This is a genomic window from Sinobaca sp. TMA16-18, from assembly GCF_059510535.1.
This window is the reverse complement of sequence record NZ_JCAKFM010000006.1, coordinates 109,953-123,486: the sequence shown is the minus strand read 5'-3', so window position 1 is coordinate 123,486 and position 13,534 is coordinate 109,953. Positions and strand designations below refer to the sequence as shown.

Annotated in this window: 13 protein-coding genes; 8 read left to right on the top strand and 5 right to left on the bottom strand. The window is 47.0% G+C overall.

All coding sequences use genetic code 11. The features are described from left to right. The first annotated feature begins 4 nt into the window (after positions 1-4). Genes AC5W14_RS12235 through AC5W14_RS12225 form a run of 3 tightly spaced genes read left to right on the top strand, consistent with a single transcriptional unit; the run spans position 5 to position 2,782 of the window. Positions 5-994: a TRAP transporter substrate-binding protein gene (locus tag AC5W14_RS12235; protein ID WP_496194554.1), complete on the top strand. Its 990-nt coding sequence runs from the start codon at positions 5-7 to the stop codon at positions 992-994. Between the two features lies 1 nt (position 995). Beyond that, positions 996-1,487 carry a TRAP transporter small permease gene (locus tag AC5W14_RS12230; RefSeq protein ID WP_496194553.1) on the top strand — a complete coding sequence of 164 codons (492 nt, stop codon included), beginning with the start codon at positions 996-998 and terminating at the stop codon, positions 1,485-1,487. Then, positions 1,484-2,782, top strand: a complete 1,299-nt coding sequence (locus AC5W14_RS12225; RefSeq protein ID WP_496194552.1) for a TRAP transporter large permease — start codon at positions 1,484-1,486, stop codon at positions 2,780-2,782. The genes AC5W14_RS12230 and AC5W14_RS12225 overlap by 4 nt, the downstream gene beginning before the upstream one ends. A 12-nt stretch (positions 2,783-2,794) precedes the next feature. Here AC5W14_RS12225 and AC5W14_RS12220 read toward each other — a convergent pair whose 3' ends face one another. After that, positions 2,795-3,979: an ROK family transcriptional regulator gene (locus tag AC5W14_RS12220; RefSeq protein WP_496194551.1), complete on the bottom strand. Its 1,185-nt coding sequence runs from the start codon at positions 3,977-3,979 to the stop codon at positions 2,795-2,797. A 93-nt stretch (positions 3,980-4,072) separates the two neighbouring features. Here AC5W14_RS12220 and uxaC point away from each other — a divergent pair, with 93 nt between their 5' ends. From uxaC to AC5W14_RS12195, 5 genes are all read left to right on the top strand, one after another. Next, entirely contained in the window at positions 4,073-5,473 is a 1,401-nt protein-coding gene (gene uxaC / locus AC5W14_RS12215) for a glucuronate isomerase (protein WP_496194550.1), read from the top strand. A gap of 64 nt (positions 5,474-5,537) precedes the next feature. After that, the gene (locus tag AC5W14_RS12210; RefSeq protein WP_496194549.1) at positions 5,538-6,533 is read left to right on the top strand and encodes a PfkB family carbohydrate kinase; all 996 of its coding nucleotides are present in this window, start codon (positions 5,538-5,540) and stop codon (positions 6,531-6,533) included. An 18-nt stretch (positions 6,534-6,551) separates the two neighbouring features. Then, positions 6,552-7,616, top strand: coding sequence for a mannonate dehydratase (gene uxuA, locus AC5W14_RS12205; protein ID WP_496194548.1), 1,065 nt, complete (start codon positions 6,552-6,554; stop codon positions 7,614-7,616). Then, a complete protein-coding gene (locus AC5W14_RS12200; protein ID WP_496194547.1) occupies positions 7,616-8,464 on the top strand; it encodes an SDR family oxidoreductase in 849 nt (282 codons plus the stop codon). Before uxuA ends, AC5W14_RS12200 begins: the two co-directional genes overlap by 1 nt. A gap of 15 nt (positions 8,465-8,479) precedes the next feature. Further along, positions 8,480-9,106, top strand: a complete 627-nt coding sequence (locus tag AC5W14_RS12195; RefSeq protein ID WP_496194546.1) for a bifunctional 2-keto-4-hydroxyglutarate aldolase/2-keto-3-deoxy-6-phosphogluconate aldolase — start codon at positions 8,480-8,482, stop codon at positions 9,104-9,106. Between the two features lie 59 nt (positions 9,107-9,165). Here AC5W14_RS12195 and AC5W14_RS12190 read toward each other — a convergent pair whose 3' ends face one another. The 4 genes from AC5W14_RS12190 to AC5W14_RS12175 are packed head-to-tail and all read right to left on the bottom strand — an operon-like array spanning position 9,166 to position 13,477. Further along, positions 9,166-10,392, bottom strand: coding sequence for a Zn-dependent hydrolase (locus AC5W14_RS12190; RefSeq protein ID WP_496194545.1), 1,227 nt, complete (start codon positions 10,390-10,392; stop codon positions 9,166-9,168). Next, on the bottom strand, positions 10,389-11,687 hold the full coding sequence (locus AC5W14_RS12185; RefSeq protein ID WP_496194544.1) for an ArgE/DapE family deacylase: 1,299 nt from the start codon (positions 11,685-11,687) through the stop codon (positions 10,389-10,391). Before AC5W14_RS12185 ends, AC5W14_RS12190 begins: the two co-directional genes overlap by 4 nt. A gap of 27 nt (positions 11,688-11,714) precedes the next feature. Then, on the bottom strand, positions 11,715-13,307 hold the full coding sequence (locus AC5W14_RS12180; protein WP_496057627.1) for a sodium:solute symporter family protein: 1,593 nt from the start codon (positions 13,305-13,307) through the stop codon (positions 11,715-11,717). Beyond that, positions 13,304-13,477: a hypothetical protein gene (locus AC5W14_RS12175; protein ID WP_496057626.1), complete on the bottom strand. Its 174-nt coding sequence runs from the start codon at positions 13,475-13,477 to the stop codon at positions 13,304-13,306. Before AC5W14_RS12175 ends, AC5W14_RS12180 begins: the two co-directional genes overlap by 4 nt. Positions 13,478-13,534: the final 57 nt, after the last annotated feature.

Sequence of the window (13,534 nt, the reverse complement as noted above, 5' to 3'; positions counted from 1 at the left end):
TACGATGAAAAAAAGTTATATCTGGCTGCCTCTGCTGCTTCTCGCAGCAGCAGGCTGTCAACAGGCAGCGGGAGAAGAAGAGGCCAAAGAGTTAACACTTGCCCATAATCAGCCTACGGATCATCCTATTCATTTGTCACTGGAACGTTTTGCAGAGCTCGTCGATGAGAAATCAGATGGAGAGCTCCTCATTGATATTTATCCAAATGGAGAGCTCGGCAGTGAAAGAGAAGTAATAGAAAATACGCAGATTGGCACGGTTGATATTTCTAAAGTAAGCGCAAGTGCCCTGGAAGGGTTTGATCCGATCTATTCTATTTTTAGCCTGCCCTATATGTTTGAAAGCGAAGAAAGCTTCAAGCAGGTGATGTCAGATGAGGAAGTAACGGATGAAATTTACCTGAATACAACGGATATTGGGTTCAGAGGCCTTACGTATTACGATGCAGGAGTACGGAACATGTATACGAAAGACCGGATTATCGAAACGGCGGAGGATATGAGAGGGTTAAAAACAAGAGTGCAGCCCAGTCAGACAAGCGTGCAGATGATCGAAGCGCTTGGAGGAACGCCAACCCCAATGAGCTACGGAGAAGTTTACACAGCGCTGCAGTCCGGTGTTATTGACGCTGCGGAAAATAATGAAACCGCATTAGTAAATAGCAGCCACGGAGAAGTAGCCAAACATTATTTTATAACAGAGCACGCTATTGTACCGGATATGCTCATCATGAATGAAGACACATACAGTGATTTAACCGAGGAAGAAAGTCAGATTATCGAAGAAGCCTCTGAAGAATCCACGGCTTACCATGAAGATGTCTGGGCGGAAATGGTTGAGGAGTCAGTCGAAATTGCTAAAGAAGAAATGGGTGTAACATTTTACGACATGGATAAGCAGTCATTTATTGACGCTGTACAGCCGCTGCATGAACAATTTCAGGAAGATCCTGATACTGCAGATATTTATTCCCGGATAAAGGAGGAATCATAAGGTGAAACAGGTCAAAAAAACGCTGGATAAACTGCTTCTGATCGTTAATGCATTTCTTATTACGGCGATGACTACGCTGTCGATCTGGCAGGTTATTGCACGATATTTCCTGGACGCGCCAAGCACCACAAGCGAAGAAATTATTCGTTTTATGCTCATATGGTTTACGCTCTTGACTGCGACATACGTTCTCGGTCAGCAGCAGCATATTTCGATTACGTTTATTAAAGAAAAGCTGAGTTACGGCTGGCAGATAGGGTTGAACCGATTCGTAAACATATTGTGGATTGTCTTTGGAGTAGTGGTCATGATCGTAGGGGGCATATGGCTGCTTTCCTATACGTTTACCGAAGTCGCGCCGGCCACAGGGTTATCTATGCTGTTTGTTTACAGTGCGCTGCCTGTATCCGGACTGTTGATGACTATTTATGCTGTCGGTCATCTCATTACGCCGGAAACATATTCTGAAAATAGAGAGGAGACGGGTCAATGACTTTACTAGCCAGCCTCATGTTATTTGGCATTTTAGGGGTTCTGCTGCTGCTCGGTGTACCCATTGCCCTATCCATCGCTATAAGCTCGGTGTTAACAATCAGTCTTGTCCTGCCCTTTGATGTATCCATCATTACAGCGGCACAGCGGCTGGCAACCGGGGTTGATAATTTCACGATATTGGCTATTCCGCTGTTTGTGTTAGCCGGTACGATTATGAACAATGGCGGCATCGCCTTCAAATTAATTAATCTGGCAAAAGTGCTGGTAGGACGCCTTCCAGGCTCGCTTGCCCATACTAACGTTGTCGGTAATATGCTGTTTGGTTCTATTTCCGGTTCCAGTGTAGCAGCTGCGGCTGCGATGGGCCGGATTATGACGCCGATGGCTCTTCGCCAGAATTATTCCCGGACATATACGGCAGCGGTAAATATCGCTTCTGCTCCGGCAGGACTTCTGATACCGCCGAGCTCAATGCTGATCGTCTATTCCCTCGTTAGTGGCGGAACGTCAGTAGCAGCTTTGTTTATGGCCGGATATCTGCCTGGTATTTTATGGGGCCTGGCCGTTATGACTGTCGCTTACGTATATGCGAAAAAAAGAAAATACCCGGTATCGGAGAAAATCAGCTGGAAGGACCGCGCTTTTATTGCTGTAGATGCGATCCCGAGCCTGTTGTTAATCGTCATTGTTATCGGGGGTATAGTAGCCGGAATATTTACGGCCACTGAGGGTGCGGCAGTAGCTGTACTTTATGCTTTAGTGCTTTCTCTCATCTATAGACAATTGAAATTAGATCAATTTAAAACAATTTTTAAAGAGACCATTGAAATTACAGGTATGATTTTATTTCTTATCACAGCATCCTCTCTATTTTCACTCGTGATGTCCTATACGGGGATTCCATCAAGTATCAGCGAAAGCCTGCTGTCCCTGACAGAAAGTACCATTGTGCTGCTGTTAATTATTAATCTGATTTTGTTAATAATGGGAACATTTATGGATATTACGCCGGCTGTATTAATCTTTACGCCAATATTCTTCCCGGTTATTACAGAGCTTGGTGTAGATCCTGTGCATTTTGGAATCATAATCGCGTTCAACCTTTGTATTGGTAATATCACGCCTCCTGTAGGAAGTGTTCTGTTTGTCGGAACGAGTGTGGCTAAAGCCAGGCTGGAAGATGTGATAAAGATGCTGGTGCCTTACTTTATCGTACTGATCATTATGGTCATTGTTATTACATTTGTGCCGCAGATCAGCCTCTTCCTTCCAGGACTGTTTGATCTTCTATAACATCAATTCACATCACAGTGTATCAATTTTCATCTGCTGGGAGTGCCGCTTGGAATGGTCGACAATAGTAATATCAAAAAATCCCTTAAAAGCTAAAGCGGCGGCTCCATAAGCACAGGCATCCTCATTTAGGCGGGAGATCTTCAACTCGTCATAGTTATTGAATTTAGACTGGAACCTGTCAGTTAACGCCGACAGCAGTTCCGGCCGGGCTGAAAAAAGAGCACTGTTAATAACAATACGTTCCGGATTGAAAATATTAATGACATTATTCAATCCTAAAGCCAGATAGTTTAGATAGTCTTCCAGGATGGTACCCTTAACCTCCTCATGAAACAGGGCGTTCAGGCTTTCTGTTGTTAACGAAGCAGTCTCCTGATTCAGATTCTTTAAAAGGGCTTTATTGGAAGCATACAATTCCCAGCAGCCATGATTGCCGCAGGGGCAGGGAAGGCCTTTTGGTTCAACAATCATATGGCCGATTTCGCCGGCGAAACCTTGGAATCCCCGGTAGATATCAAAATCCTTTATGATACCAAGTCCAATTCCAGAATGAAGTGTCAGGCAGAATAAATCAGAAACCTGCTCGTAGTAAACCTGCTCGGCGAAAACAGATAGGTTGGCACTATTGTCGACAAAAACAGGAACATTTATTTCCTGTTCTAATTTGCTTTTGATATTTTCATTGGCCCATTCCTGTTTCGGAGTAAATACAATCTGATGATCATTATTTACAATGCCATGAATACCGACGCCAATTCCGACCAATGGTATTTCCTGCAGCAGGGAGCTGGCTGGAAGAATCTCCTCTTTTAATATATTTAGGAGGGATTCTGTCATCTCCGCAAAGTGATGAGTGTCCAACGTCACGGACTGCCGGTGAATAAGCTGTCCCTTCAAATCACAGCACAGTATATTGATAACCTGTTCATCAATGTCAATGCCAATGGTAAAGCCGGCTCGTTCATTAATTTCAATCATAATGGGCTTTCGTCCTCTTGTCACAGAAGCCCCGGTTTCCCGTTCTACGATATGTCCTTCTTCCATCAGTTCACCAACCTGGGAAGAGATAGTTGCTTTATTTAACCCCGTAATGCGTGATAATTCGCTTCGGGAGAGCGAGACATGTTTGATGACATTTTCGATAATGATTCGTCGGTTCATACGTTTAATGTAGTGGGTATCTCCGGTATTCATATACATTCCTCCAGGCGTCATAGTATGGCAGCGATTGTCATCATTATATAAGTTTTAGTTTGTCTAGTAAACAAATCAAAAGGAGAAGATAAAATGAATACATTTATGCAGGAAGATTTTCTATTGAATACGAAAATGGCCAAAAAACTGTATCATGACACGGCTGCCCATCTGCCCATTATTGATTACCATAATCACCTGCCTCCAGAGGAAATTGCGGAGGATAAATCATTTCAAAATCTAGGTGAAATTTGGCTGAACGGAGATCACTACAAATGGAGAGCCCTTCGTGCCAATGGCATAGAAGAAGCTTATGTAACAGGAAATGCGGGCGACTATGAAAAGTTTATGGCCTGGGCCGGGACCGTACCAAAGACGCTTGGAAATCCGCTTTATCATTGGACCCATTTGGAATTAAGACGTTATTTCGGTATTACAGATCCTTTAAACAAAAGTACGGCTGAAAAAATATGGGGGGAGACAAAAGAAAAGCTGCAGTCCCCGGAGTACTCGGTTCAGTCATTGCTGAAAAAAGATAAAGTGGAATTTATCGGCACGACAGATGACCCGGCCGATCCGCTGCTTTCTCATAAAAAGCTGGAGGGTCACAGCGATTTTCAAGTATCGCCTTCCTTCCGGGCAGATCCTGCTATTTTTATTGATCAGCCGGATTACCTAAATTGGATAGAAAGAATGGAACAGACGACCGCCGCTTCCATTCAAAACTATGATCAGCTGTTGGATGCACTGGAAAATCGAATCGACTGGTTTGATGAAATGGGGTGCCGGAGCGCTGACCATGGTATTTCACATGTGTTTTTTGAAAAGGCAACGAAAGAAGAAGCAGCTGAAATTTTCCAGAAAAGAAAACAGGGAAAAACTTTGTCTCCCAAAGAGGTAGAGCAGTACCAGACTCATATTCTGCTTTTCCTCGGCGAAAAATACGCAGACAAAAACTGGGCGATGCAGCTTCATCTTCATCCCCAGCGCAACAACAATAAGAAAATGCTGGAACTCGCAGGAAAAGACACCGGATTTGATTCCATCGGTGATGGCGGTGTTTCAGAAAAACTGGCGAAGCTGCTTGATCAGCTGGAGTACAAACAAAAGCTGCCTAAAACCATTTTATACAGCGTGAACGCGAACAATCACGATATTTTGGCTTCCATGGCCGGTAATTTTCAAAGCGGCAGCCTGCCCGGCAAAATTCAGACGGGTACGGCGTGGTGGTTTAATGATCATATTGATGGAATGGAAAAACAGATGAGCTCTCTTGCCAACATCGGGCTGATTTATCACTTTATTGGAATGTTGACAGATTCCAGAAGTTTCCTGTCTTTTTCCAGGCATGAATATTTCAGAAGAATACTATGCAATATGATCGGTAAATGGGTCGAAGAAGGAAAAGCGCCAAACGATGAAGCGCTGTTAAAAGAATATGTAGAAAATATCTGCTATTACAATGCGAAACGATATTTTTCCATTGGATCCTAATATCCATTTACTAATTTCAGAAAATAGATTGCGGGGAAAGTACGTATTGAACAGGAGGGAAAGCATGGGACGAATTGTTACGTTGGGAGAGCTGCTGATCCGCTTGTCACCTCCCGGAGAGCGGACGTTGAAACAGACAGATCAATGGAATGTTTATGTAGGAGGGGCGGAGATGAATGTAGCCGTCGCTTTCAGCAATCTGGGAGGGAATGCACGTGCTTTGACAGCCCTCCCCGATAACGCCGTTGGCGGGATGGCACTGGCTGCCCTGCAGAAAGAGGGAGTCGATACTTCTTTTATTGCCCGGCAGGGATCGCGGGTAGGACTTTATTTTGTGGAAAAAGGAACATCCGAAAGACCATCGAAAGTGACCTATGATAGAGCTTTTTCTTCATTTACAGAATGGACGCCGGAGGACCTGGCCTGGGATGAGCTTTTTGACGGAGTCGAAGTTCTTCATACGACTGGGATAACGCTGGCTTTAGGTCGTGAAGCGAAACAGGCGGCTCTCGCCGTCGTGAAAGAAGCTTCGCGCAGGGGCATCAGCATCAGCTTTGATTTCAACTACAGAAGCAAGTTATGGGAAATAAATGAAGCAAAGCACGCCTTTCAAGAGATTCTGCCATACGTGGATATATGTTTTGGCAGTTCCAAAGATTTAACTCATATTCTCGGATACAAGAAAGAAGAACATGCGGATATGACTGCTTCTTTTATGAAAGAATATGACATCGGCCGCTTTGCTTCTATGACAAGAACCACCTGCTCGAATACAAAACATACGCTGCAGGCCTCTGTCGTGCACAAACAAAAAGGAACGGCTCATTCCCCGGCTTTTAATATCACGATCCAAGATCGAATTGGAGGCGGAGACGCTTATGCCGCCGGGTTCTTATATCAATTTGTGCATCATGCCGACAGAAGCCTGGAAGACCAGATCCAATTTGCTGCTGCCGCAGGGGTATTGGCCCATTCTATTGACGGGGACGCATTTGTTTTAGCAAAAGACGATGTAGAAGCTTTTATTCAAAGCCAGGATGGCAGTGGAGTTGTTCGATAATTAAAGGAGGAAAGCAAAATGGATATGGGATTTCGATGGTACGGGAGAGGAAACGACAGTGTAAGTCTGGCTGACATCCGCCAAATTCCCGGTACTTCTCAAATTGTATGGGCGCTGCACCATAAGCAGGCAGGCGAGCCGTGGAAGAAGAAGGAAATAGAAGAAGAAGTGCACTATATACAATCCTATGGCTTTAAAGCAGAAGTGGTAGAGAGCGTCAATATACATGAAGATATCAAGCTCGGCCTGCCTTCCAGAGATGAGTACATCGATGCTTATATGGAGACGATCCGAAACCTTGGGGAAGCAGGAGTGAAAGTGATCTGTTATAACTTTATGCCGGTATTCGACTGGATCCGGACCGACTTAGCGAAGGAAATGGAAGACGGATCTACCGCATTGTTTTATGAAAAAAATTTAGTGAATGATGTAACGCCGGAGCAGCTCGTGGAAAGAGTGCTGCAGAATCCTGATTTCACGATGCCCGGGTGGGAGCCGGAGCGGCTTGCCCATATTCAGCAGGTGATCAAGCAGTATGCAGACGTTACGGAAGACGATTTGTTTGATAACCTTCAGTATTTTCTGGAACGTGTCATACCGGTTTGCAAGGAACATGACATCAAACTGGGCGTGCATCCGGATGATCCGCCCTGGACGGTCTTTAAGCTGCCGCGGATTGTTTCCACTCATGAACAGCTAAGACGTATCATAAGCCTTGTAGATAGCAAATACAACGGATTGACGCTTTGCAGCGGCGCGCTCGGAGCGCTTCCGGAAAATGATATTCCATCGATGATCTATGAATTTAAAGACAATATTGCATTCGCCCACGTTCGAAACGTATACCGGTATCCAAACGGAGACTTTATTGAAACATCTCATAGAGAACAGGACGGTTCGGTGCCGATAACCGACATTATTAAAGCGTATCATGATATCGGTTATACCGGGTGTATTCGTCCGGACCACGGCAGGCATTTATGGAATGAAAGCTGCCGCCCGGGGTATGGATTGTATGACAGGGCTCTGGGGATTATGTATATGCTCGGCGTATGGGATGAAAGAGAAAAGAGGAGGATATAATGTTAGCCAAACACGAAGAACTTAAGGGGAAAACGGCGATTGTGACAGGAGGCGGAGGCATTCTCTGCGGAGAAATGGCAAGAGCACTTGGACGTCAAGGAGTGAAAGTTGTTGTCTTAAGCCGAAAGCTGGAGAATGCACAGGCTGTTGCGGACGATATTACGAAAGAAAATGGGGAAGCTGTCGCATTTGCGTGCGATGTGTTGGATAAAAAAGATATTGAACAGGTGAACGAACAGATACAAAAGATTTATCCGGTGTACGACATATTAATCAATGGAGCGGGAGGCAATCATCCCAATGCGTCTACCTCCGGAGAGGCGTTTGATTGGGAAGATGTAGAAAATCCTGAAAAGAACTCTTTTTTCGATTTGGAAGAAACAGCAATCCGCCACGTATTTGATTTGAACTTTACGGGAGCCGTATTAACTACGCAGGTGTTTATGAAACATATGTTTTCCGAAAAGGGGAGCAGTGTCATTAATATTTCTTCGATGAGCGCACCGAGCCCTATGACGAAAGTGATGTCCTACAGCGCGGCTAAAGCAGGAATAGATAATTTCACCCAGTGGCTGGCCGTTCATATGGCAAAACAGAATATCCGCTGCAATGCGATTGCTCCAGGGTTCTTTTTAACAAACCAAAACCGAAAGTTATTACTGACGGAAGAAGGCGAACTGACAGAACGTTCGCAGAAAATCATGTCGCAGACGCCGATGGAGAAATTCGGCGAACCGGAAGATTTAATTGGAACACTTTTATGGCTCGTCGATCCCGCCTACTCTTCTTTTGTTACAGGTATCACTGTACCTGTTGACGGCGGCTTTATGGCGTATTCGGGTGTGTAGAAAAGGGAGGATACAATGGCCGGAAAATTAGAAACGCTTCAGATGATGATAGATCAAAAAGCAGTCGCTGTGGTGCGCGGCAGTTCCGTGGAAGAAGCAGAAATGGTTGCAGAAGGATCACTTAAAGGCGGTATTTCTATTCTGGAAATTACGTATACCGTTCCAGGTGCATCAGCCCTCATTTCTTCTTTGGCTGAGAAATTTCCGGATAAGGCAGTAATTGGAGCCGGTACTGTTCTCGATGAAGTCACTGCCAGAATTGCGATTCTGGCAGGAGCGGCCTTTATTGTATCACCCAGCTTTAATAAAGAAACAGCACTCTTATGCAATCGTTATAGTATTCCTTATATTCCCGGTTGCTATACAGTAAAGGAAGTAATAGAAGCGTTGGAATATGGATCGGATATTATTAAAATTTTTCCTGGAAATACAGTGAGTCCCTCGTTTATTTCTACAATAAATGGACCAGTACCCCAGGCGAAACTTATGCCATCCGGCGGGGTGAACGCTGAAAATGCGAAAGAATGGATCAATAAGGGTGCCGCGGCTATCAGCGTTGGAAGCAGTCTGTATAAATCTACGGTAGAAGAAGTGGAAGCAGAAGCACGTAAGGTAATGGAAAATATACAAGGAACCAATTGATAATAAATCTAACAAAAAAGCAAAAATCCTGTCTGTCAGGATTTTTGCTTTTTATATGTTTAATAACAGTGCCTGATCGTCCATTCATACATAAGCTGCACGGCCTGATCGATGTCCTCCCAGCGGGACAGTTCAGCCGGGTGATGGCTTTTGCCTCCGATGCTCGGCACGAACAGCATGACCGTTGGAATGAATTTGCTGATATGCATGGCGTCATGCCCGGCGCCGCTGAACATGGTGGTGTAGGAGAAGTTCTGCTCCCGGCAGATGGATTCCAGCTCTTCGAGAAAAGGTTCGTGGAATGTAACCGGAGGCATATAGGAGAGTGAAGTCTCCTCCCAGCTGCCCGGTTGCTGCTCCATTGTTTGTTCCACGAGTGCCATCATCTCGACAAGACGCTCGTCCAGCACCGTCTTATCCGGATGGCGGATATCGACGCTGAACACCGTTTTTCCCGGTATCACATTAATAGTAAACGGCTCTGTTTTAATCTGGCCGAAGGTGATGGTCGTCTGGTCTTCCAAATGGAGGACCCATTCATGAAGAGCAAGCATTACTTTCATAGCCATAATACCGGCGTCTGCCCGGGAGGCCATCGGTGAGGGTCCGGCATGATCGGCGTCTCCAACAATCGTGAATTCATTCCATGATAACCCCTGGATGCCTTTCACGATGCCGGTCTGCCTGCGTTTATCTTCGAGCACGGGCCCCTGCTCGATATGAAGCTCCAGAAAAGCATACGCCCGCTGCAGCCGGTTGGCTTTGTCCCCCTGCAGATCGAACCGCTTCAGCTCCTGCTCTATCGTCACGTGATTCTGGTCCGGCAGGTTCATCATTTTTTCGGTTGCATACGTGCCTGACAGTACCCCTGAGGAAATCATTGGTATAGGAAAACGGGCGCCTTCTTCGTTTGTAAAATTGACGAGCAGAAGAGAGCGCTTCGGCGTTTGGCCGGTGTCCCGCACAGACTGAAGTACTTCCAGTCCGGCGAGAACACCGATGACTCCGTCGAACGTACCGCCGTTTGGAACGGAGTCGAGATGGGAGCCGAGTACAATTGGATCGAGCGCAGGGTCGGTGCCGGGAAGAAGACCGTACATGTTGCCGAGGTCATCCTGCGTTATGTCCAGGTCGAGCTCCTCCATCCACTGATGCAATACGTCTCTTGCCTGTTTGTCTTCGTCACTCAGCGCCAGCCGGGATACTCCGCCGCCGGAAAGCGCTCCGATGCCGGCGATCTGGGCGTGACGGTCACGGACGCGGTCGATGCTGATACGATGTGTCATGACAGGTTCCCTTCCCGTTTTTTCAATCCGCACCAGTATGCCAGAAAAGCGGCGTATACTTTCGTTACCTGTTTCACGCTTTCCAGATCGACCCATTCATCGCCGCCGTGCATATTGCCGCCGATAGGGCCGTAGCAGGTAGCCGGTATATCATAGTACAACGTGTAAAACCTGGTGTCAGTCGTCGCCGTGATCGGCTGGAAAGAAAGAGCGTCCTCATGTATCGTTTCGTGAGCCCGTCCGAGCGTCTGCATCATCGGGGAGTCTTCCTCTACGGAAGCGCCTTCGGCATGAAAACCGAAAAAATAAACGTCAGGCGGATGGGAAGCGAGCCACTCGTCTTCTTTTACGTACTCGAGAACCCAGGCTTTGAGTTCTTCTTTTATCTCAGCGGGATCCTGACCCGGAAACAGTCCAGCCCTTCCTTCAATAACGGTTTCGGCCGGGACGCTCGAAGGCCAGTCGCCGGATTGAATCGTGCCTATATTAATGTTCAACGGATGGGGATGATCTTTATAGGCATCCGGCCGCTCACGTTTGTTGATCATCTGTTCGTAGCTTTTCAGCGCTTCAATCACTTTATAAGATTTTTCAATCGCATTGACGGCTTCGCTTGCCCGCTCCGTATGGGCGCCGGCGCCGAGGACCGTAATGCGGAACCAGACGACGCCTACCTGAGAGGTGGAGGCTTTCATGCCGAAGGGCTCCGGGATCAGCACGGCATCGGAGTGCCAGCCTCTGTCAAGCGCGGCGAGCGCTCCGTTGCCGGTGCATTCTTCTTCAATCACCGTCTGCAGCATAAAAGGAGCATCCGGCTCGTAGCCTGCCTCCCGAATGGCGCGGTAGGCAAAAATCATTGCCGAAGCGCCGGATTTCATATCCTGCATGCCCCGGCCGTATAGTTTATTGCCCCGCTGGACGGGGTCCCACGGATTGGTTGACCAAAATCGGAGTGCCCCGGGAGGAACTACATCAATGTGGCTCTGGAACAGCAGACTTTGGCCGCTGCTGCCGTGGTCTTTGGAAACGGCCGCGACGACTTCCCGTCCATCATACGGGTGCTCCGGGATAGAGAAGCCCGGATGGGAGGAAAGCTTTTTCACATCCGGTGTGAAACGATCGACTTCCATGTCGAGCGTTTTTTCCAGGTAATCGGCGATATAGGACTGGAGCGGCTGTTCATTGCCAAGCGTGGAAGGGTAGCGTCCGATTTCTTTCAAAAAATCAAGCTGTTCTTCCCAGTGGTTATCAATGGCTTGATGAATATCAGTAAGAGCGGTCTGTAAATGAGGCATAGAACATATCTCCTTTTATAGTGGGATTTAAAAGCCGAGCATCATCAGGAAGTAGCCCCAGACAATCGCAGCGATAAACACAAAGCTGATGCAGATGATCATGGTTTGTTTGTACTGCTTTTTCAACTGGGCCAGGCCATCCGGACGGCTGGCAAAGTCTTTAATCGTGATTGCAGACATGCTCGTCTGCTTCATTTTTTTGTAAAAAGCCTGTTCGTGGGCGGAAGGACGCGTCGAGAAGCCGACAATAAACAGCGTCAGCACGCCGACCGCAAAGGCTACCATTAAGGAGTCAATGTGAACCGGAAGGGTAATAACCGCCCTTCGCACAAGTTCATCTACAAGAATAAAAGCGCTCGTTCCGGCGAGCATACTGCCAATAGCAGCCTGACTGTTCATGCGTTTCCACTCGAGCCCCCCTACGACAGTAGGCAGCCAGCCGACACCGAAAATCGCGCCGGCATAAATGGAAATCCAGTAAATCGCCGCCGGCTGCATAATCGCGATCACGCAGACGACCGCGGCTACAAGCACCTGGGCGTAGCGTCCGACACGAAGGCTGCGTTTTTCGCTCAGCTTTTTATCAAATAAATGTTCATATAAATCGCGCGCAAGCGCAAATCCTGTCAGAACAAACAGGGTGGAGGCCGTGGACATAATAGAAGCCATCAGACCGGCCAGGCCGAGTCCGCCCAGTGCTTCCGGTACATGGTTCATAAATCCAATAATCATCACGTTATCGGTTGTTTCAATACCAGGCTGAATTACCTGCATGCTGCCGGCTGCCAAAAAGACAATTACCTGCATAAAGGGCGCCAGAAACACGCCGATAACCGCAGCTTTTAAAATAACAAAATCGTTTTTGGCCGGGAACACCCGGGATACGAGTGCCGGTGTGCAGGAAAAAAACAAGATCCAGACGAGAAACTGTGAAATCGACCAGCCCAGCGGACGCTGCTCTGCCCCGCCGATCGTCCAGTAGAATGGAATGGTCTCGCTCAAGGCTTTCATGTTTTCAAAACCGGCCTGGCCGATTAACAATGGTGCAATCAGGCAGGAGATGGCAAGCATCGTGAACAGCATAATAGTGTCTGTTACGACCACGCCATACATGCCGCCGAGGGCACAGAACACAAGCAGAGCCAGCGTGAACAATACGATCATGAAAGGAAAAGAAATGCCGGTAACCTGGCTCAGCACAAGCCCCGCCCCAATCAGCTGAATTACACCGTAGCCAAGCAGCCCAACGATCATAATGATAAGCGCAATAATGCTGACTGTTTTGTTTTTAAAGCGCATTTCGAAAAAATCGGGCATCGTCATGCAGCCTAATGCTTTCATCTTACGGCCGATATAGACAACGGCAATCAAGGTGCCGATCCAGGCTCCGAAGGAACCAAGAGCTGCGATAACGAGCGGTCCTTCAGCATAGGACTGCCCGGCAATGCCGAGAAGCGTCACGGCACTTAAGTATGTAGCACCAAGCGTACCAACGATTAAAAGCGTGGAGCCTTTTTCCCCCATCACGTAGAAATCGGATTTGTTTTTCACGAGCCGGGCGACAAGACCCCCGGCCACTACATAAAAGATCAGTACAACAAAAAATATCGTAGTAGTCACTGGGTGCCGCTCCTCTCTGATTCAGGCTGCTGCCTGGATTTTTCCTGCTCCTGCTCCATCCGCCGGATAGCGGGAAGGTATTTTCTTCTTAAGATAATTACAACAATAACGGAAGAAATGAGTGTGGTTAAAAACGCATTTAAAAATAACACGAATACATCAATATTCATCACGTTCACCTCCTGATTCGTTTCTACCTATATACATAAGCAAAAAGCATGCCAACT

Excerpts from the sequence above, each read along its gene's own strand:
- AC5W14_RS12195 (WP_496194546.1), top strand. The coding sequence starts at position 8,480 with ATGGCCGGAAAATTAGAAACGCTTCAGATGATGATAGATCAAAAAGCA.
- AC5W14_RS12225 (WP_496194552.1), top strand. The coding sequence starts at position 1,484 with ATGACTTTACTAGCCAGCCTCATGTTATTTGGCATTTTAGGGGTTCTG.
- AC5W14_RS12210 (WP_496194549.1), top strand. The coding sequence starts at position 5,538 with ATGGGACGAATTGTTACGTTGGGAGAGCTGCTGATCCGCTTGTCACCT.
- AC5W14_RS12190 (WP_496194545.1), bottom strand. The coding sequence starts at position 10,392 with ATGACACATCGTATCAGCATCGACCGCGTCCGTGACCGTCACGCCCAG.
- uxaC (WP_496194550.1), top strand. The coding sequence starts at position 4,073 with ATGAATACATTTATGCAGGAAGATTTTCTATTGAATACGAAAATGGCC.
- AC5W14_RS12185 (WP_496194544.1), bottom strand. The coding sequence starts at position 11,687 with ATGCCTCATTTACAGACCGCTCTTACTGATATTCATCAAGCCATTGAT.
- AC5W14_RS12220 (WP_496194551.1), bottom strand. The coding sequence starts at position 3,979 with ATGAATACCGGAGATACCCACTACATTAAACGTATGAACCGACGAATC.
- AC5W14_RS12200 (WP_496194547.1), top strand. The coding sequence starts at position 7,616 with ATGTTAGCCAAACACGAAGAACTTAAGGGGAAAACGGCGATTGTGACA.
- AC5W14_RS12175 (WP_496057626.1), bottom strand. The coding sequence starts at position 13,477 with ATGAATATTGATGTATTCGTGTTATTTTTAAATGCGTTTTTAACCACA.
- uxuA (WP_496194548.1), top strand. The coding sequence starts at position 6,552 with ATGGATATGGGATTTCGATGGTACGGGAGAGGAAACGACAGTGTAAGT.
- AC5W14_RS12235 (WP_496194554.1), top strand. The coding sequence starts at position 5 with ATGAAAAAAAGTTATATCTGGCTGCCTCTGCTGCTTCTCGCAGCAGCA.